The sequence below is a fragment of the Arthrobacter sp. genome (assembly GCF_031179385.1).
In the GTDB taxonomy this organism is placed as follows: Bacteria; Actinomycetota; Actinomycetes; order Actinomycetales; family Micrococcaceae; genus Arthrobacter_D.
Map to the genome: position 1 here is coordinate 1 of NZ_JAPSHV010000048.1, position 19844 is coordinate 19844.

General features: G+C 64.6%; 15 protein-coding genes and 1 pseudogene. 12 read left to right on the forward strand and 4 right to left on the reverse strand.

Going from position 1 to position 19844, the window contains the following annotated elements; translation table 11 throughout:
* Positions 1-649 (forward strand): annotated as a pseudogene (locus tag RIF85_RS08615) (hypothetical protein); the annotation flags it as partial.
* 18 nt (positions 650-667) lie between these two features.
* Here RIF85_RS08615 and RIF85_RS08620 read toward each other — a convergent pair.
* Complete coding sequence (locus RIF85_RS08620) at positions 668-2227, reverse strand: carbohydrate-binding protein (RefSeq protein WP_309071498.1); 1560 nt, start codon at positions 2225-2227, stop codon at positions 668-670.
* Positions 2228-2463: 236 nt separating this feature from the next.
* Between RIF85_RS08620 and RIF85_RS08625 the strand changes: the two genes are divergently transcribed.
* Genes RIF85_RS08625 through RIF85_RS08635 form a run of 3 tightly spaced genes read left to right on the forward strand, consistent with a single transcriptional unit; the run spans position 2464 to position 6770 of the window.
* Positions 2464-4788 carry a glycosyltransferase family 2 protein gene (locus tag RIF85_RS08625; protein ID WP_309071499.1) on the forward strand — a complete coding sequence of 775 codons (2325 nt, stop codon included), beginning with the start codon at positions 2464-2466 and terminating at the stop codon, positions 4786-4788.
* A gap of 52 nt (positions 4789-4840) precedes the next feature.
* A complete protein-coding gene (locus RIF85_RS08630) occupies positions 4841-5224 on the forward strand; it encodes an STAS/SEC14 domain-containing protein (RefSeq protein WP_309071500.1) in 384 nt (127 codons plus the stop codon).
* Positions 5214-6770 carry an EAL domain-containing protein gene (locus RIF85_RS08635; RefSeq protein ID WP_309071501.1) on the forward strand — a complete coding sequence of 519 codons (1557 nt, stop codon included), beginning with the start codon at positions 5214-5216 and terminating at the stop codon, positions 6768-6770. The genes RIF85_RS08630 and RIF85_RS08635 overlap by 11 nt, the downstream gene beginning before the upstream one ends.
* A gap of 70 nt (positions 6771-6840) precedes the next feature.
* Here the strand turns inward: RIF85_RS08635 and RIF85_RS08640 are convergent, their stop codons facing one another.
* Positions 6841-7947, reverse strand: coding sequence for a branched-chain amino acid aminotransferase (locus tag RIF85_RS08640; RefSeq protein ID WP_309071502.1), 1107 nt, complete (start codon positions 7945-7947; stop codon positions 6841-6843).
* A 147-nt stretch (positions 7948-8094) separates the two neighbouring features.
* Positions 8095-9150, reverse strand: a complete 1056-nt coding sequence (locus RIF85_RS08645; protein WP_309071503.1) for a 3-isopropylmalate dehydrogenase — start codon at positions 9148-9150, stop codon at positions 8095-8097.
* Positions 9151-9345: 195 nt separating this feature from the next.
* Here RIF85_RS08645 and RIF85_RS08650 point away from each other — a divergent pair, with 195 nt between their 5' ends.
* The 6 genes from RIF85_RS08650 (at position 9346) to RIF85_RS08675 (ending at position 16335) form a co-directional block, all read left to right on the forward strand.
* A complete protein-coding gene (locus RIF85_RS08650) occupies positions 9346-10452 on the forward strand; it encodes a hypothetical protein (RefSeq protein ID WP_309071504.1) in 1107 nt (368 codons plus the stop codon).
* A gap of 57 nt (positions 10453-10509) precedes the next feature.
* Positions 10510-11703 (forward strand): histidine kinase, encoded by a 1194-nt coding sequence (locus RIF85_RS08655; protein ID WP_309071505.1) that lies wholly within the window; start codon positions 10510-10512, stop codon positions 11701-11703.
* Positions 11704-12399 (forward strand): response regulator transcription factor, encoded by a 696-nt coding sequence (locus tag RIF85_RS08660; protein ID WP_309071506.1) that lies wholly within the window; start codon positions 11704-11706, stop codon positions 12397-12399. It abuts the gene before it with no gap.
* 111 nt (positions 12400-12510) lie between these two features.
* Positions 12511-13278: an ABC transporter ATP-binding protein gene (locus RIF85_RS08665; protein WP_309071507.1), complete on the forward strand. Its 768-nt coding sequence runs from the start codon at positions 12511-12513 to the stop codon at positions 13276-13278.
* A 2-nt stretch (positions 13279-13280) separates the two neighbouring features.
* Positions 13281-15764, forward strand: a complete 2484-nt coding sequence (locus RIF85_RS08670; protein ID WP_309071508.1) for an FtsX-like permease family protein — start codon at positions 13281-13283, stop codon at positions 15762-15764.
* Between the two features lie 61 nt (positions 15765-15825).
* Positions 15826-16335 (forward strand): hypothetical protein, encoded by a 510-nt coding sequence (locus tag RIF85_RS08675; RefSeq protein ID WP_309071509.1) that lies wholly within the window; start codon positions 15826-15828, stop codon positions 16333-16335.
* 67 nt (positions 16336-16402) lie between these two features.
* On the opposite strand, the gene metG is transcribed toward RIF85_RS08675, so the two are convergent.
* Positions 16403-17974 (reverse strand): methionine--tRNA ligase, encoded by a 1572-nt coding sequence (metG, locus tag RIF85_RS08680; RefSeq protein ID WP_375164422.1) that lies wholly within the window; start codon positions 17972-17974, stop codon positions 16403-16405.
* Positions 17975-18069: 95 nt separating this feature from the next.
* On the opposite strand from metG, the gene RIF85_RS08685 reads away from it, so the two are divergent.
* A complete protein-coding gene (locus tag RIF85_RS08685; protein WP_309071510.1) occupies positions 18070-18612 on the forward strand; it encodes a hypothetical protein in 543 nt (180 codons plus the stop codon).
* A 189-nt stretch (positions 18613-18801) separates the two neighbouring features.
* Positions 18802-19791 carry a BTAD domain-containing putative transcriptional regulator gene (locus RIF85_RS08690; protein WP_309071511.1) on the forward strand — a complete coding sequence of 330 codons (990 nt, stop codon included), beginning with the start codon at positions 18802-18804 and terminating at the stop codon, positions 19789-19791.
* Positions 19792-19844 lie beyond the last annotated feature (53 nt).

Below are 19844 nucleotides of genomic sequence, written 5' to 3' on the forward strand. Positions count from 1 at the left end.
CGCCCAGCATGCGCTGATTGCTGCTCTCGCTGAAAGCGACCAGGTAGACGACGCCTGGGACGAGTGCCTTCGCCTCGCCGAACTCATCACGCCGGAAGTCAACTCGCAGACTGCTGGCAAGGCCTATTGGGTCATCGGGAATGTGGCATACCTTCGAAGGGACTCGGCGGTCGGCACCGATTACCACCGGCGCGCAGCGAGCACCCTGTCCCCCTCCAACGACCTGGATCTCTGGGCTCGCTTCAACCGGGCGTCCGCCGCCCTGCGCCTGGCCGGCGGAGTCGTCGAGCCGGAAACGCTCGAGTGCATCGAACGGGCAGAGCTCGCCGCTTCAATCGTTGGTGGAAGCGAGCGGGACAAGCTCGAGCTGTCCCTGACCCGTGCACACTGGCTGTTCCTCACGGCGCAATATGATGCCGCCGTCGAACGGCTTCGCCCGATCTGTGAAGCATCCGCCCTCCTTGCCAGCCAAACCGCTGCTGAGGCGTACACACTACTGGGACAGTCGCTCGCCCGGTCCGGCGACCCTCTCGAGGGGCTGTTTCAGTTGGAGAAGAGCCAGGAACTGTTCAGGCAGTCCGGAGCCCCGGACCGAGAAGCCCAAGTGGGCAAGCTGATCGAAGAAGTTCACCGACGGGCAGAGCTGTAGCCGCCGGTGCTGGGCCCGTCAGGAGTCCAGCTCTTCGAGCACTTCCTTCACTTCCTCGCTCGAGAACTTCCGCCACGGCGAGGAGTCGGCCGATTGCAGCGCCGCCTCGGGGCTGTCGCTTCGGTTCCACCACCTTGCCTCGAAGACGCTGCCCTCAAACAGGATGCGGTCGCCCTTCTCATATACCTTCTCTGCGACCCACTCCGGGTAGGTCCCCGCAGGGGCGGTGACAACAGGGAGCGGCTTCTCACCCGGCAACACGGGACCGATCAGCGTCCACGGAGTCTCAGCGGCCTGCAGCACCGGGTTGTCCGGTACGTCGCCGGAGGTCCAGTACTTCGCTGAGTACACCTTGCCCCGCCATACAACGCGCTCGTCGGTGAGGTAAGTGGCTTCCTCTGACCAGATTGGGTAGGGACTGGTAGCAGGATCATCGGCTATCGGTTCCGGCGTTGGTTCAGCTGTTGTGGGCGCCGTATTCAGCGTCGCAGCACGGCCTTCAAAGCCTGCACCGAGAACATCGGCGAAAAGGATGCCGTCCTGCTCAATTCCGCTGCAGCTGTCCGACACGATGCTCGCATCGCCGTAGTTGTCGCTGCAGGTGGCATCCCGGTTGAGCGACCACATGGACATGCGTCCGACGCCGGTCTCGAGGGCGAATGCGTTGAACCCGGCTGCGGCCTCAAGATCGAACACTTCGGCGGGTACATCATTCTGGCCGATCATCGGGGTCAGCCCGATCTTCTTCCACAGCGTTTGCGGCCCCAGGCTGGTGCCCGCCCTGTCGTACAGGATTCCGAGCTGTGCATGCGTTGCGCGGGCAGCGGCAATGGACGCATCCAACTGCGAGACACCCGCTTCCCTGCTTCCGCCATAGTCCATGGTCATCACGTTCACGCCGGCGAGATCGACCCCACCCTCGAGCATCGCAGTGACGGCATCGGTTCCCTGGACCGTCAGCCCGGACGGCGCGACAGGCAAGGTGAGCCACACGTTCAGCGCCTTGCCATCCGCGCGGCGCTCCTCCTGAAGTGCGGCGACGGCCTCCGCCCTACGGGCGGCAGCGTCCGAATCAGCAAGATCTTCACCTTCGATGTCGAGATCAATGGTTGTCAGGCTGTAGCGCTCCACGACGGAGCGGTACGCGGACGTGAGCTGCCGAACGTCTGTGCAGGTCCGCGCCAGTTCGTTGTTGATCAGGCCGCCAAAGGACACAGCGACCTCCCCGCCGTCCTGGATCAGGCGGGCTATGCGCCGGTCCAGGTCCAGCTCGGACTGTGCTTCATCGAGCGAGTAGGCAGCACCCCAGGACGGCCTGCAATCCTCGCGGGGGTCAGCGACGATGAAGGAAAGCACCACGCTCTTTCCCTGCTCTGACGCGGGCTGCTCAAAGGGGTAGAACGGCGTGGCCGTCGCGTCGACATAGCCGGCAAACCAGGACCCTCCGTTGGCTGCGGCACGTACGTCTTCGAGACGATTCCAACCCACAACTGTCGACGCTACCAGCGCACCGATAACTGCAACCAGGACAGAAAGCCGGACGGGCGAAAGCCTGCGGCCGGGAAAACGTTTGGACATGGGTCCCCCAGATAAGTGCCCGTTCGGACGGGAACGGTGAGCGTATCGTAACGGAGGGAGTGTCGGATCCCAAAATGGTGTACTGTTTCGTCGGTCACAACTCCCGCTCTTTCGAGGTTGAGCCGTCACCTCAGCCGGGGCCGGGAGCGACCAGCTGAACGTCAGGACCGTCACCTGCGTCAGCCACACTCACGGGGCTTTCCGCAGGGGGACGTCCATAAACTCATGGGGGGCGGATGGACCAGAAGGTTGCCGTGCACAGAGCTGCGGCCGGAGCACCAACATCGACAGGAGCCGGAGCGCGCCGCCGTCAATGGGGATCGGAGAAGCGGTCGGAGCCACTTTCGATCGTGCACCCGCAGCCCTCGCGCCGGAAGGTCGCGCTGGGACGCCTGGGAATCGTGGTGACCGTCCTCGGCTGGGTTGCCTACGTGGTGTCCACGATCCTTCGCGAACTGTCGGAGAACGCTGCCGCTGACTTCCGGTTCCAGCTTGAGGCAATTTTTTACCTCATTGTGGTGACCTTTCTGACGTTCTCGGCGCTCATGTACCTCCTGGCGCGGCAGGGTGCGCTGTATCGCTTCCGGGACCACCGCCGTGTTCCACGCGGAGAACTGGATCGGCATTTCGCCAGCTACGACGAGGGCATCACAGTCCTGGTGCCTTCCTATGCCGAGGAACCCGAGGTTGTTCGCGCCACCCTCTGGTCCGCCGCCCTGCAGGAGTTCCCGAACCTCCGCGTCACCTTGCTGCTGGACGATCCGCCGCACCCCACAGATCCGTTGGTGACAGCACGGCTTGAAGCGACACGCGCGCTTGCGGCAGACATCGAAAGCCAATTGCTCGAGCCTTCCATGCGGTTCACCACGGCGTTGTCCGAGTACCAGAAGCGTCTCGCCGCCGGCACCCCCGCAGCCGACGAACTTCCGCGCCTCATCGCGGAGTACGAAGCTGCCGCCGTGTGGCTGGAGACAATGGCGGGGAATGAAGCCGTCGAGGACCACGTCGACGAGTTCTTCGTCGATCTGGTTCTGATGGGCCTTGCCCGTGAACTCCGGCTGACTATTCTTGCCCTCGAAGCTGCGCGGGCTCAGCGTGCCGAACCGGGTGCCGACCGCATGGTCGAGCTCTACCTCCGCCTTGCCCGCATTTTCACCGCGTCCATGAACACCTTCGAGCGCAAGCTCTACGCCTCGCTCTCCCATGAAGCGAACAAGGCGATGAACCTCAACGCCTACATCTCGCTGATGGGCGGCCGCTGGCACAAGGAAAAAGCCGCCAACGGCGTTGTGCTCCGTCCGTCGGTCGAGCACCATGTTGATGACCTCGACATCCCGGATTCCACGTACATCCTCACGCTCGACGCCGACTCCCTCCTCCTGCGCGATTACTGCCTTCGCCTCGTGCACCTGCTCGAATCTCCCGGCAACGAGCGGGTCGCCGTCACGCAGACGCCGTACTCATCCTTCCGCGGCGCACCTACCCGCATCGAACGCATCGCCGGTGCGACGACGGATATCCAGCACATCCTTCACCAGGGCATGACCTACTACGGTGCCACCTTCTGGGTCGGTGCCAACGCGGTCATCCGGAAGCGGGCCATCGAGGACATCGTCGAGGTGGAGAGTGTCGGAGGGTTCGACATCAAGACCTACATCCAGGACCGCACCGTCATTGAGGACACCGAGTCGAGCGTTGACCTCGGCACGCACGGGTGGACGCTCGTCAATTATCCGGAACGGCTCAGCTACAGCGCCACACCGCCGGACTTCGGCTCGCTCGTTGTCCAGCGGCGACGCTGGGCAAATGGCGGCCTTCTCATCCTGCCCAAGCTGTGGAACCAGATGCGCGAGCGGAAGCACCGCCGCGAGCGCATCCTCAAACGCGAGATCATCCTCCGCGTGAACTACATGGCTTCCATCGCGTGGGCGAGCTTCGGACTGTTGTTCCTGCTCGGTTACCCGTACGACAGCCGGCTGCTCAGCCCGCTTGTTTTCATCACGGCCCTCCCCTACTTCCTGGCCATGGGCAGCGATCTGCGCGACTGCGGTCACCGCTTCACGGACATTTTCAGGATCTACGGGTTCAACATCGTGCTTCTGCCTGTGAACCTCGCCGGCGTCCTCAAGTCCGTGCAGCAGGCTTTCACGGGCGAGAAGATCCCCTTTGTGAGAACACCCAAAGTCAAGGACCGCACCGCTGCGCCCGCCCTGTACGTCGTGGTGCCCTTTCTGATAGTCGCTTACTCCCTGTTCACCTTCTGGCGCGATTTTGTCAGCGAGAACTGGGTGAACGCCGCGTTCGCCCTCCTCAATGCAACCCTTGCGTTCTACGCCATCCGGGCCTACATCGGTTTGAAGAACTCCGCCGTTGACACGGTCCTGGGAGTTCTCAACTGGTTGTACGTAGCACCCCGCACACCGCGGCAGGAACAGTCACCCGTCATCGACAAGGCGCCTGAAGAGGCTGACTGGGAAGCCATCCTCTACCACGGTGACCGACGGCTGAACCGCGACATGCGGCAGGGCAACGACCGCCGTCGTCGTATTTCTGTACGGTAGGTTCGAGTACCGGGCGCCGCGGCGTCCCCAGCAAGGAAAGCGACGCTAGGCAATGACTGCTCTCTGGCTGATGCCAACCGACGTACCGGAAGACCCGGTGTCGGGTTCCCTCATCCGCCTCGTGCTGCCTGCGGGCGAACACATCACGCGTGACATCGCCGAGGCCTTCGCTGACCAGGCACGAACGGCAGCCGCAGGGGTTCGTCGACCCGTTCTGCTGGTCATCACCGGTATTGCATCGCTGAGCCGTGAGGCACGGGGAGTTCTCAGCCGTTCCCGCTCAGCCTCCGCCATCGCAGTGCTCGGGGGAAGCGCGGTGGACAGGGTGCTCGCAAACTTCCTCCTGGGAGGGGAACCGCCGCCCTGCCCCATCCGCTACTTCGGAGATGAGGGAGCGGCCGTCCAGTGGCTCTCCGGGAGAACGCATGACCGCTGACGACGGTGATCCCCGCTTGGCCATGCTGGTCGATGGCATAGTGCGCCTGTCGCGGGGGGACCTCAGCAGCCGGATGAAGCCTTCCCCCGCCCGCGACGACGTTGACGCTGTGATCACCGGGGTCAATCTCCTCGCGGAGGAACTCGAGCTGGTGTACCGGCAGTTCGAGAAGCGCGTGGAGAACCGCACCGCCATGCTTCATCAGGCGCATCTGGACATGAAGCGGATGGCGATGTCCGACGCGCTCACCGGCTTGTCCAACCGGGTGGACCTGGTGGAGAAGGTCGAGAAGGCTCTCTCCGCGCAGCAAGAGGGCAGTCCTCCCCCTGCACTGCTACTGCTTGATCTCGATTCCTTCAAAAACATCAATGACCGATTCGGGCACGACGCGGGCGATGACGTCCTGCGCGAGGTCGCAGACCGCCTGCGCGGAGTGGTAAGAGCCACCGACACCGTGGCGAGACTGGGCGGTGACGAGTTTGCCATCCTCGTCACCGAAGCCACCATGGAGATTGCCCTCGGGGTTGCCAACCGAGCCCTCGAGTCCCTGTCCGCCAGCATCGACGTGGGCGAGTTCAGCGTGCACCCGCGGGCAAGCATCGGCCTTCGGCTGGCCACCCGGGACCACACCGCCGCATCCCTGCTGCACGAGGCCGACACCGCGATGTACGCGGCGAAGAACGAGGGCCGCAGCATCATCAAGACCTTCGAGCCGGTCATGCTTTACAACCGCCAACTGCGCACTCTGATGGCCTCCGAACTGCGTGACGCCATCGGCACCGACCAGCTTTGCGTGCACTACCAGCCGGTGGTCAATCTGGCGGACGGATCGATCAACGGCGTTGAAGTCCTGGTCCGCTGGGAGCATCCCACCCGCGGGATGATCTCACCGGAGTTGTTCATTCCGCTCGCCGAGGAGATCGGCGCTATCTCGGAACTCGACCGGTGGGTCATGGCTACCGCGCTGCAGCAATATGCCATCTGGCGCGCAGCGCTCCTGATCCCGGAGGGCTTCCAGATCCGTGTCAATATTTCCGCGATCGAGTTGCGCCAGCTGGACATGGTCGATTACGTCCGCGGACTCCTCAAACGCATGTCCGTACCGCCGCAGTCGCTGGTCATCGAGATCACCGAATCGGCGCTGGTCAGCGGCGGTGAAGTGGAAACGTACTCTCTGCTCAGTTTCAGGCAGCTCGGAGTCTGCATCGAGATTGACGACTTCGGCACGGGTTATTCGTCCATCAGCTACCTGCGCCAGCTTCCGGTCGACATGGTGAAGGTTGATCGATCCATCCTGCAGGAACCGGCGAAGGGGAGCTCATGGCAACCCGAGTTTGTCGCCGCTGTTTTCCAGCTCATCCGTGCCGCCGGTCTCGGGGCGGTTTTCGAAGGCATCGAAACGGCAGAACAGGCAGCATTCCTCCGGTCCCTCGGGGAGCTCAGCGGCCAGGGTTATTACTTCAGCAAGCCGCTCCCTGAGCCTGCGATCACAGCAGTACTGCGCTCCGGCACTGCACTCCCGCTCGCGCAGTCCTCGCTCAGTTGAGGGAAGCGGAAAGCCCGGTTCCCGCGGTGAGCTGGTCACCGAGGGAGCCGGGCTTTCGGGCAGGGAGGGCCTAGACGAGGCGTGTCATCCAACCGTGAGGGTCCTCGACCTTGCCTGTCTGGATGCCGAGCAACTGTTCCCGGAGGGACATGGTGACCTCGCCCGCAGATGGATCCGGCGCGCTGATGACCTCGTCTCCGTCCTTCAGCTCTCCGATGGGGGTAATGACGGCGGCGGTCCCACAGGCGAAGACTTCAGTGATGTCTCCGCCGGCCACGCCTTCGCGCCACTCGTCGAGCGTGATCACGCGCTCCTGGATATTCAGCCCGCGGTCCTTCGCAAGCTGGATGATGGACGCCCGGGTGACTCCCTCGAGGATGGTCCCGCTCAGCGCGGGGGTAACAAGAGTGCCGTCCTTGAAAACGAAGAAAACGTTCATGCCGCCGAGCTCCTCGACGGCGTTGTTGTTGAGCTGGTCCAGGAAGAGCACCTGCTTGCAGCCGTGCGCCTCCGCTTCCAGCTGGGCCGCGAGTGAGGCCGCATAGTTGCCGCCGCACTTCGCGGCGCCGGTGCCGCCGCGGCCCGCACGCGCGTAGTTTCTGGAGACCCAGATGGACACGGGAGCCAGTTCGCCGCCGAAGTAGTTCGCCGCCGGTGAGGCGATGACCCGGTAGGACACCTCTCGGGCGGGACGCACGCCCAGGAACGCTTCGGTTGCGATCATGAAGGGCCGAAGGTACAGACTCTCGCCATCGCGTGTGGGCACCCACTCCCTGTCAGCCGCGACGAGCTGGCGAAGAGACTCCAGAAAGACCTCCTCAGGCAGCTGGGGAAGGGCGATCCTTGCAGCCGACCGGTTGAGCCGCGCTGCGTTGGCCTCCGGACGGAAAGTCCAGATCGAGCCGTCTGCGTGGCGGTATGCCTTCATGCCCTCGAAGATTTCCTGGCCGTAGTGCAGCACGGCAGCAGCCGGATCCATGGCGATGGGACCGTACGCTTCGAGGCGCGCATTGCCCCAGCCGCCTTCACCGGAGGCGTCCACCGAATAGTCAACGACGACTGTGTGGTCCGTGAAGTGATTGCCGAACCCGGGGTTGGCGAGAATTGCCTCCCGGTCCGCCTGCGACTTCGGGCTGGCGGATGGGTACTGCGCGAATTCCAGCTGCGTAGCTGTCATGATTCCTCCACGGTTACCTGTCCCCCGAATGCAAGGCGGGCGGACACGAGGGTGCTGACCGGCGGTCCCTCATGGGACCACACTATCGGTGACTTCGAGTTGGTGAGTTCGAGTTAGGTGAGTTTGAGTTAACAGTTCCTAACCAGCTTAGGACACTGCAGCGGCAATCGCATCGCCGATTTCCGCGGTGGTGCGTGGCGTGCCGGACCGCGTGGCGACGTCGTTCTCCACGGCCTGCTCGATCCGGGTTGCCTGCTCACTGAAGCCCAGGTGGTGAAGGAGCAGCGCCGCGGAAAGGATCGCCGCGGTGGGGTCTGCCTTCTGCTGTCCGGCAATGTCCGGGGCTGAGCCATGGACCGGCTCGAACATCGAGGGCGCGGTCCGGTCCATATTGATGTTGCCCGACGCTGCCAGCCCGATACCGCCGGTGACGGCGGCGGCGAGATCGGTGATGATGTCGCCGAAGAGGTTGTCCGTCACGATCACGTCGAAGCGTGCAGGGTCCGTGACCAGGAAGATCATGGCCGCATCCACGTGGAGGTAGTCATGGCTGACCTGCGGGAACTCAGCAGCAACGGCTTCGACGGTACGCTTCCACAAATGCCCTGCGTGCACCAGGACGTTGTGCTTGTGCACCAGGGTGACGTGCCTGCGGGGACGCTCGCTTGCCCTGCGGAAGGCGTCGCGAACAACCCGTTCGACGCCGTGGGCAGTGTTGACCGACACTTCGGTGGCGATCTCGTGCGCGGTTCCCGTGCGCAAGGCTCCACCATTGCCCACGTAGGGCCCCTCCGTGCCTTCGCGGACAACCACGAAGTCGATTTCACCCGGCTCAGCGAGCGGACTCGGAACGCCGGGGTACAGCCGGGAGGGACGCAGGTTCACGAAGTGGTCAAGGCTGAAGCGGAGCTTGAGCAGCATTTCCCGCTCGATGAGGCCCGACGGGATGCGGGTATCGCCGGGGGCAGCGCCCACAGCTCCGAAAAGGATCGCATCATGGCCACGCAGGCGGTCCAGAGTCTCCTGGGGCAGGGTTTCCCCTGTGGCCAACCAGTGTTCCGCACCAAGCTTGTACTCCGTGAGGGTCAGTTCGGTGGCTGCTGAGGCCGTCGCCGAACGAAGCACTTTGACTGCCTCGGCGATGACCTCCGGTCCGATGCCGTCTCCTGGGATCACTGCCACGTCGATGCTGGTTGAAGTCATGCAATCAGCCTAGGCAACCTTCCCGTATCACGGACAATTCGGGTTCGTATATTGAGACGGCTCTCTTCGGCTGCAAAACCTGCGCCAACTTTGCGCTCTCACAGGACCTCTCTCTGCGCTTATCCGGCAGGTTCGTCCGGATAATCGATGCTGGCGCCGACGCTGCGCCACCGTTCCACACGCCTCAGGAGTCCCATGAAAGTGTCCCTTCCCCGCGTCCGCCCCCTGACAGCGGCGGCGGCCGTCGTCGTCGTTCTGACCGCGAGCGCACTACCCGGTGCTGCGGCGGCGGACACTATGACCATGACTACAGACCCAGGACCCACCGGAGATTTCTCCTGGAAGGGTTTCAACTGGGCGAAGCGGTCCTGGACCGGCGGACCGCACTACAACGGGATCTTCGATCCAGCGAATGTCAGCGGACCCGACGCCAACGGGCGGGTAACCCTTGCCCTCACGAACCCCACTGGGTCCGCGCCGGTGGCGGCGGAGTTCCAGTCAACGCGCCGCGGCTTCGGCTACGGCACCTACACCGCGGTGGTCGAACGTAACCTGCAGACCCTCCAGAAGGAAGTGGTCTGGGGTTGCATGTTCACCTATGACCCGGACGCTTTCCCGGGCCATAACGAGATTGACGTATGCGAGGCATCGGCGTGGGGCGGCGGTGCAGTCTGGGGTCAGTCCCGTCCGGTGCGGCAGGGACACGGCTACTGGTTCGACGCGACAAAGCCGGCCGGAACCGGCAGCACGGTGGTGAACTTCGACGTCACCCCTGATCCCGTGCTCACGCACCGGCTGGTATGGGAGCCGGGCAGGCTGACCTACGAGACGTTCGCGGGCGAGGGGTCCGCCGGTGCGCTGCTGAAGCGTACCGTTTTGGAGGGACCCACAGTGCCGGTTCCCGCCCGGGAGGCAGTCCACTTCAACCTGTGGGTGACCGGTGGCGGGGGCGGGTACCCCGATTCTGTCCGGCCGGAGCAGGTTACGGTGCGGGACTTCTCCTTCACACCGAGGGCCTCGGCACCGTCGCTTCCCCCACTTCCCGACGCGCCTACCCCCACGATCACCGGCACCCCGAAGGTAGGCCAGCGCCTGACCGCCGTGCCCGGAACCTGGACCTCCGGAGCGACGCTTGCCTACCAGTGGTACCGCGCCGGCACTCCCATCCCCGGTGCAACCGGGAAAACCTACACCGTTCTGAAGGCTGACCGGCAGTCCTCCCTGACAGTCGCAGTCACGGGTACCAAGGCCGGCTATGCCGCTGTCACCAGGACGTCGGCGCCCACGGCCAGAGTCCGGTAGCAAACTCCACCCAGGGGTCGACGTTGGCGGTTTCTCCCGGCCCTAGAGTTGGTACCTATGGATGCGCACCACCGGTTGGCCCATTGGCTACGGGAAAACCACGGCACAGTAGACCTCCTTGTGGCGGCAGCGGCATTCGTTCTCCTGGCGTTGCCGTGGGCCTTCACGGACAGGCCCATGGAATTTATCGTGTCAGCGGCCCTGACCATCCCCCTGGCCTGGAGGCGCAGCCGGACGGTCGCGGCCGCCTCCACGGTGGCTGTGGTCTCCGTCGGGCAGCTCCTGATCAACCAACCGCCGGTCCCGGCCCAGGTAAGCGTCCTCGCGATGGTTTACGCCCTGGCAGCGTACGCGCCGCGCTGGGCCAGCCTGGGCGGACTCGGCGTTGCGGGCTTCGGCATGGTGGCCGGTGTAGCGCAGTTCGGGTTGAACGAGTACCAGACCGGGTTGGCGGCCCTGCCCCTGTACGCGCTGTACATCTTCTTCGCGGTGGCGGTGGTGCTGCTCTGCTGGGCTTTCGGCGACCTCGCACGGAACCGCCGCCTTACGCTGCAGGCGCTCCAGGACCGCGCCCACCGACTCGAAATCGAGCGCCAGCAGGAACGCGAGCTCGCCGCAGCTGATGAACGCAGCCACATCGCCCGAGAGATGCACGATATCGTCGCGCACTCCCTGTCGGTCATGATCGCCCAGGCCGACGGCGCCCGTTATGCGAGCGCCGCGGATCCCGCCGTCGCCGCGTCCACCCTGGGCACCATCGCGGAAACCGGTCGAGGGTCACTCCGGGAGATGCGCCGTCTGCTGGGAGTGTTAAGGAACGACGACGACGCTCCGGTGCGTCCTCTGCCAACGCTGGCGGAGGTACCCGCGCTCATCGAGACCGTGCGCCGGGCCGGCCTGGAAGTTGCGTTGACGCACTCCGGTACGCCGCGGCGTCCGCTGCCCACCGGTGCCGAGCTCACCGTCTACCGGGTTGTCCAGGAATCCCTGACGAACGTCCTCAAGCATGCAGGCCCCCGCGCCTCGGCGCATGTTTCCCTGGCCTGGACAGCCAAAGGACTCGAGGTGACAGTCGACGACGACGGCCGGGGAGCCGCATCGGACAGCGCTGCGGTTGAAGGCGGCGGCACCGGCCAGGGCATCCGGGGTATGGCCGAGCGGCTGAAACTCTACGATGGGACGGTGGAAACCGGGCCCCTCGCCGGCGGCGGTTTCCGTGTCCGAGCGCTGATCCCCTACACAGAGGCCTGAATGAGTACCCCGTCCTCCACCACCGCAACCATCCGTGTGGCCCTCGTTGATGACCAGCAACTGGTCCGGAGCGGCTTCTCCATGCTGATCAACTCACAGCCCGACCTGGATGTCGTCTGCCAGGCGGGCAACGGCATGGAAGCGGTGTCGGTGCTCAGTTCCACGGCAGTCGACGTCGTGCTCATGGACGTGCGCATGCCGGGCATGGACGGGATCGAAGCGACCAGGCGGATCCTTGAGCAAACCCAGGGGGCCGGACCGCGGATCATCGTACTGACAACGTTCGACCTGGACGAATACGCGCTCGCCGCAATTCAGGCGGGGGCGAGCGGTTTCCTGTTGAAAGATGCGCCTCCCGAGGAACTCCTCGAAGCGGTACGTACGGTCCACCGCGGCGATGCTGTCATCGCGCCCTCGACCACGCGCCGGCTCCTCGCGCACGTTGCTCCCCTGCTCCGGGCGCCGTCCGCGTCGAATGATCGGGCAAAAACCCTCGTCGCCACGCTGACCGCCCGCGAGCGCGAGGTGTTCACGCTGATTGCCCAGGGCCGGTCCAACACCGAGATCGCCGCCGATTTGTTCCTGTCGGAGGCCACAGTCAAGACCCATGTGGGACACATCCTCGCGAAGCTGGGTGCCAGGGACCGCGTTCAGGTCGTGGTGCTCGCGTATGAAGCCGGTGTTGTCCAACCTTGAACTCCTCATCCCGGTTGCAGGTGGCTCTCATCCCGCGGTAGGAGGGATCTGCCAGGAAGAACCTCCCACCGCCCGATCCGCAGCACCCCGCGCATTTTCTAGCGTGGAAGCATGACACCGAACCTTTCAACGGCTATCGAGCCGTCGTCCGTATCTGCTGCAGCAGTTGCCGCCGAATCACTCAACAAGTCCTACGGCCGGGACAACACCACAGTGCACGCATTGCGTGACGTGACAGTCGGTTTTCCCAGTGGCCGCTTCACCGCGATCATGGGCCCGTCCGGCTCCGGCAAGTCCACCCTGATGCACTGCCTCGCCGGACTGGACACCGCCGATTCCGGACGGATCCTTCTGGGCGGAACAGATATCACTGCACTGAACGACGCCGAACTGACCCGTCTGCGCCGGGACCGCGTCGGTTTCGTCTTCCAGTCCTTCAACCTCATTCCGACCCTCACGGCGGAACAAAACATCACTCTGCCTGTTGCGCTGGCCGGAGGGCAGGTGGACCGCCAGTGGCTGCAGCAGATCTGCGCCATCCTCGGTCTGGGCGCCCGGCTCACGCACCGCCCGCACGAACTGTCCGGCGGCCAGCAGCAGCGCGTAGCTGTGGCCAGGGCGCTGCTGACACGCCCGGACGTGATTTTCGGTGACGAACCGACCGGCAACCTGGACTCCCGCTCGGGAGCGGAGGTACTGGCTCTCCTCAGGCGCAGCAGCCAGGAGATGGGCCAGACCATCATCATGGTGACACACGACCCTGTGGCCGCGTCCTATGCCGATCGTGTGATCCTGATGCAGGACGGCGCCCTGGTCGGCGAGCTGGAACGCAGCACTCCCGACGCCATCCTCGCCGCGCTTTCGCAGCTGGGGGCGTAACAGTGCTCACCGTTGCCCTTTCCCAGGTTTCCCGGCACGCCCGCCGGTACATCGCCGTCGCGCTTGCCGTGATGCTCGGCGTCGGTTTCCTCGCAGCCACCCTCATGGTCGGCGGCACCACGACCGCCACACTGCAGAACAGCATCGGTACCGAGTACGCGAAGGCGGACCTCGTGGTCTCCGATGCCAACGGCGCAGCCTTACCCGCGGATGCAGCCGACCGGGTGTCAGGTCTCCCGGGTGTCAAGGAGGTGCACGCCGACGTCCAGGGCGTGTTTGTCCTCGGTGCGTCCTCCCGGACAGATGTTGCCTCCATCGCAAGCTTCGCGTCGCCCGAGCTGGACAGCCTGACGCTGGAGCAGGGACGCTTTCCGCAGACAGACGGCGAAATCATCATCGACGGTGAGTCTGCCGAGCACCTTGGCCTCGCGATCGGTGACACAGCTCAGGGTGCCACGTTGGGCGAAGGCTCTCTCGAGGAGAGCATTGCGTCCTCCGGCATAGCATTGACGATCGTCGGACTAAGCGAACCGTCCTCCCACCCGTTCGACGCCGGGATGATTCAGGTGCACGCGGTCGAGACACAGCTCACCGCTCTGACAGTTGACGCTGCCGCTTTCCGGCTGCAGGTTGCTCTTGACGATGGTGCTGACGCGGTGAACGTGCGCGAAGCCGTGCGCGCCGTGTTGAACGACGGCGGCGTCAACGCTTCGGTACTGACGTCCGCTGAACAGACTACCGAGGACGTTGCCGCGTTATCCGGTGGCCAGGACCAGTTGACGATTGTCCTCCTGGCATTTGCCGTGGTTGCGGTCATCGTGACAGCGCTTGTCATCTCGAACACCTTCTCGGTTCTCGTCGCCCAACGGACCCGCGAACTGGCGCTGCTGCGCTGCATCGGAGCGGGCCGCGGCCAGATCCGGCGTTCTGTGCTGATCGAGGCTGCGGTGGTGGGCACTGTCGCGTCAGCCCTCGGAGTGCTGCTCGCCGCAGCCGTCATGTGGACTCTCGTGACGATCGCCCAGACGATCCCTGGCAGCGAGTTCGCGACGCTGGCCGTGCCGGTATCCGCTGTGGTCTCCGGGATGGTGGTGGGAATCGGGATGACCATTGCCGCTGCGCTGGTACCCGCGCGTGCGGCGACCGCCGTCGCACCCCTTGCTGCCCTCCGCCCGGCTGATTACGCAGGCATCCGTACCCGCCGGGGGCGGGTCCGTCTCGGAATCGGTGTGGCGCTGCTCGTTGGCGGGGCGCTGCTCCTCGCTCTGGGAGCCGCCTCATCCAACCTTTTGATCGCGCTGCCCGGCGGCGCGATGTCCTTCCTCGGGTTCCTGCTCTGCGCGGGACTGTTCGTTCCTGCCCTGGTCACGCGGGTCGGCGCGCTGGCCAAGCCGCTTGGAGTTCCGGGGACGCTGGCCGCCATCAACGCCGTCCGCAATCCCGCACGAACCACCGCGACGGCGACCGCGCTCATTGTCGGCGTCACCCTCGTCAGCATGATGATGGCCGGCGCGCAGACTTCCCGAACGGCCTTCGATGACGCGCTGGCGCAAAACTACCCCGTGGACCTGGCAGTGATGCTTGAGGACAAGGAATCTGCGGAGGCCACAGGTACGCTCCTTGCCCTGGAGGGGGTTGAGGCGGTTGTTGAACCGACACCCGTTGCAACCACCGGCGAGGAGTCCGGTGCGCAGACGGTCTACATGCTCCCGGCGCCCGACGCGGAGGCGGTCCTGCGATCAGAGACCGCTTACCCCCGGAATGACGCGGTCATCATGCCGGACGGCACTGATCTGAACGAAATCATTGTTGAGGGGTCATTTGCGGAGCGCTCCCTGCCTGTGGTCGAAGCTGAAAGCCGTACACTGGTTCCCCTGATCACCGAGGAGACGGCGGCTGCATTGGGCCCCGTACCGGATGTGAGCGGTGCGGGCAGCATACTCTGGCTCAAACTCGATGATTCGCTCACGTCCGGCGAAATCACACAGCTGCGCACCGAGATCGTCGACACTCTCGGCCTGTCCGAATACCTCGTCTCGGGAGCGGCCCTGGAACGCGCAACATTCAACCAGATCATCGACGTACTCCTGCTCGTGGTCACCGCCCTCCTTGCCGTTGCCGTGCTGATCGCCCTGATCGGTGTGGCCAACACACTGTCGCTCTCGGTACTCGAGCGGACGCGGGAATCGGCGTTGCTCCGGGCGCTGGGCCTGACCCGGGGCCAGTTGCGCGGAATGCTGGCGGTGGAGGCAGTGCTGATCGCAGGCGTCGCGGCGCTGATCGGGATCGCGCTCGGGATGGTCTATGGCTGGTTGGGCGCGCAGTCGGCACTCGGCCTGGTGGCCGTTGTGACGCCGTCGTTCCCGTGGCTGCAGCTGGCAGGCGTACTTCTGGTCGCCATCCTTGCCGGTCTGGTCGCCTCCGTGATGCCGGCCCGCCGGGCCGCCCGGCTCTCCCCCGTCCAGGGATTGGCCGTAGAGGGCTGACCTGCAAGGATTGCTTCACGGTCCGCAGCGTGCGGGCCGTGAAGCGCAAGCAGGAGGATCGGTGCAGAAACCCCGCCAGGGCGAGTCGGAATGGTTGTTTCGCTATCTCGAGGATCATCTTCTCGGAGCGACGGGAGGTGTCCGCCTGTTTGAGGCCGCCGCGCAGACTTGGAAGGGCACCCCACACGGACGCACCCTGGCGCGCCTTCACGACGAAATTACCGGCGAGCGGGCAGAGCTGCTGTCCTCCCTGAAAGCCCAGGGGCATCGCCCTAACCCCGCAAAGATGGCATTCGCGCATGTGGCAGCCGCGGCTGCACGGGTGAACCCGCTGAACGCGCGCAATACGGCCAAGGGACCAGGCGCCCAGCTTGAACTGGAGGCCCTGCAGTCACTGGTGCGCGGCAAACAGGCGCTCTGGGAGACGATGCTCGCGCTGCTCGATGCGGGGTGGTCCTTCCCCGGGTACAGCCATGAACGCCTCACCCAGCTCGCCGAGCGTGCCCGCGGCCAGCAGCGGGAGGTTGCCGCGATCATGGTGACGACGGCGGCAGACCGCTTCCGCTCCTGACCTTCCCTTTCACGTGGCAAGACTCCCCCTTCGGACGCGCTTCAAAGGGGGAGTCCTGCTACATGGATCAGGCGTCGGCAGGCTCCTCGTACTTCGGGAAGATCGGTGTGGGCGCAGGCAGGGCGACGCCGGTGACGAGCGGTGTGGCGATGGCTTCGAAGCGGCGTGCGGGGTCGTCGTCCTCAGTGCCCTGTCCCAGCGCCGTCAGAAGTTTCCCGGCGCCATCGGGCATGACGGGCTGCACCAGGACGGACACAATACGGAGGATCTCCAGCGTCACGTAGAGGACTGTGTTCATGCGGTCGAGGTCCGTCTTGCGCAGGACCCACGGCTGCTGCTCGGCGAAGTACGCGTTGGTGTCGCCAAGGACGGTCCAGACCGCTTCGAGCGCGCGTGAAATCTCCTGCTTGTCGTACGCGGCGCGGCAGGATTCCAGCAGGGTGTTCGCGGCTGCCAGAATCTGCTGGTCGGCATCGGACAACGACGACGCCGCGGGCACGAGTCCGTCGCAGTTCTTCGCGACCATCGATAGGGATCGCTGGGCCAGGTTTCCGAGATTGTTGGCAAGGTCCGAGTTCATCCGGCTGACGATCGCCTCGTGGCTGTACGAGCCGTCCGCACCAAAGGGCACCTCGCGGAGCAGGAAGAAGCGGATCTGGTCCCGGCCGTACTGCTCTATCCAGTCCTTCGGAGCAATGACGTTGCCGAGGGACTTCGACATCTTCACGCCCTTGTTGTGCAGGAAACCGTGGATCATGACCCGCTTGGGCAGCTCGATGCCCGCCGACATCAGAAATGCCGGCCAGTAGATTGCGTGGAAACGGGAAATGTCCTTGCCGATGACGTGCACATCTGCCGGCCAGTACTTCCGGAACTGCTCCGACCCGGTATCCGGGTAGCCGACTCCCGTGAGGTAGTTGGTCAGCGCGTCAACCCAGACGTACATGACGTGCTTGGGATTGCCGGGAACGGGCACACCCCAGTCGAAGGTGGTGCGGCTGATGGACAGGTCCTCAAGCCCGCGCTTGACGAAGCTGATGACCTCGTTGAACCGTGACTGCGGCGCACCGAATTCGGGCTGGTCCGCGTACAGCGCCAGCAGCCGGTCCTGGTAGTTGGAAAGGCGGAAGAAATAGCTCTCCTCCTCCGTCCAGGTGACCTCTGTGTCCGTTTCCTTCGAGTAGCGGCCGCCGTCCTCGCGGACTTCGGTCTCTTCCTCGGTGTAGTAGGCCTCATCCCGGACCGAGTACCAGCCGGCGTACTTGTCGAGATAGATATCGCCGTTTGCTTCCATCCGGCGCCAGATGTCCTGGGAAGCGGCGTAGTGATCCTCATCCGTGGTGCGGATAAAGCGGTCATAGGTGATGGCGAGGTCCGCGTGGGCCGCCTTGTACACCTCGGCGTTCCGGTCCACGAGTTCCTTGGGCGTGATGCCCTCCTTCTCCGCAGTCTGGGCGATCTTCATGCCGTGCTCGTCGGTTCCCGTCAGGAACATGACGTCATGGCCGTCCAACCGCTTGAAGCGTGCAATGGCATCGGTGGCGACATACTCGTAGGCGTGCCCGATGTGCGGAACGCCGTTGGGGTACGTGATGGCCGTGGTGATGTAGAACGGGGGTTTCTTCGCGGAACTCACCATAGAAAGTTACCCTGCCGACGTTTCGTTGTCGCATCATTGCGTCGAGGGCACCCCCGATCATGGTTTTCCCATGGTGCGACGCCAACACTACTTGCATGGCACAGCAACTCGACGACCGCCGCGTCTCCTCCCGCCCGACCGGTTCCCGGCACCGGGTACTCGTTCCCGCCGCGCTCCTGATCGGCGTTCTGGGCGGCACGGCGTGGCTGCTCAGCAACAATGTCGAGGAAGAACCGCCCACCATGCTGGGCGCATCGGACACTGTCGTCGGCGGACTCGCCCGGATCAACGGGATCCTGCCCCTCGAATCGGACGGTTGGGAACCCCCGACCAATGGCGAGGCACTCGACGCTCCCGTGACCGATGGTGCGCACCGGGTCCGGGTGCTACTCGAACTGACAGCGCTGGAAGCCGACGGGATCTCGTTTCAGGCCTCCGACTACTTCGTTGACGGGCTGGGGACCGGTGAACCGCGCGTCATTTGGGCGTCCCCATCCGAGTACAAGGCGGAGCAGGGCGAGACAATCGACGCCACCCTGGTATTCGAGATCCCGAACAAAGCCCTTGCGCTGGTACTCAGCGACGACGGTGAAACCCGCCTCTCGCTCGGAACTGAACACCACACAGGCGGTCGCTAAGTGGTATCTGAGTAGCCCTGGTCGCTACTCAGGTAGCTACCCGACCGATACTCGAACGATTTCGAGTAGCGCCCCCGAATCCTTCAGGACCGGGGGCATATTTTCGGGTAGACCCTACTCGTGATCGGGCAATCACGAATCCATAACTTTGATCCTGTCATCACAAGCACGAAAGACAGGGTCTCGCTCATGTTGCAGTCAGACACATTCTCACCGTCACACTCAGGCACTCCCGCGGACGCACCCGGCGTGCCGGCCTTCCTGAGCGTTCAGCTCATCGGCTCCCTTCGCATCCGCCGTGGTGATACCGTCCTGAACGCACGGAGCCTCGGCGGACCCAAGCCACGCCAGATCCTGGAGATCCTTCTCCTGAGCCTCGGCACCCCCGTTTCGAAGGACCGCCTCATCGAGGTCCTGTGGGAAGGGCACGCGCCCGCGGAAGCCCTCCCGACGCTCGAGAGCTACGTCAGCGTCCTGCGCCGGAACATTCAGCCGGGTAGCGGCAAGCAGGGACCACTGCGCACCACCACGGGCGGCTACGTGATGGACGCCACCATGGTCGACCTGGACGTCTTCCGCTTCGACCAGCTCCTTCGCCAGGCACAGCAGAGTGCTCCGGAGACAGCACTGAGCCTGCTCCATGAGGCTCTGGCGCTGGCCACCGCTCCCCTGCTCGGTGACGAACTGCTGCCGGCATGGGCTGAGGACGAGCGGGAACTTCACAGCTCCCGCGTCCTGGAAGCCACTGTTCTGGCCGCGGAAACGGCTGCAGCACTTGGAGCCGTGTCCGAGTCCATCGAGTGGGCGCAGGAAGCCCTCGCCATGGATCCCCTGAACGAACGCGCCTGGCTGGCCCGGATCGACGGTCTCGAGCGGACCGGCCGGTACGCCGAGGGCCTGCAGAACTACGAGAAGTGCCGCCGGGCGATGGTCAAGGAACTGGGCTGCGCGCCCGGCCCGGGCCTCAAAGCTGCTCACGCCCGACTCCTTCAGGCGACGGCAGAAAGCGAAGGCGAACTCTCCGACGTCCTCTCCGCGCTGCTCGTCCTTCATGGTCAGCTCAGCCGGAACGTCGCTCCGGTAGCCGCTTCGGCATCACCGCAGCTCGTGCGACAGTCCCTCCGCGAGGCGTCCCACGTCCTCAACTCCTTCCTCGTGCGGGCGATGTCCGCAGCGTAGGGCTCCCGCCGGCCGTGCTTTCCGCAATGGGGCGGGAAGGCACAGACGGGACA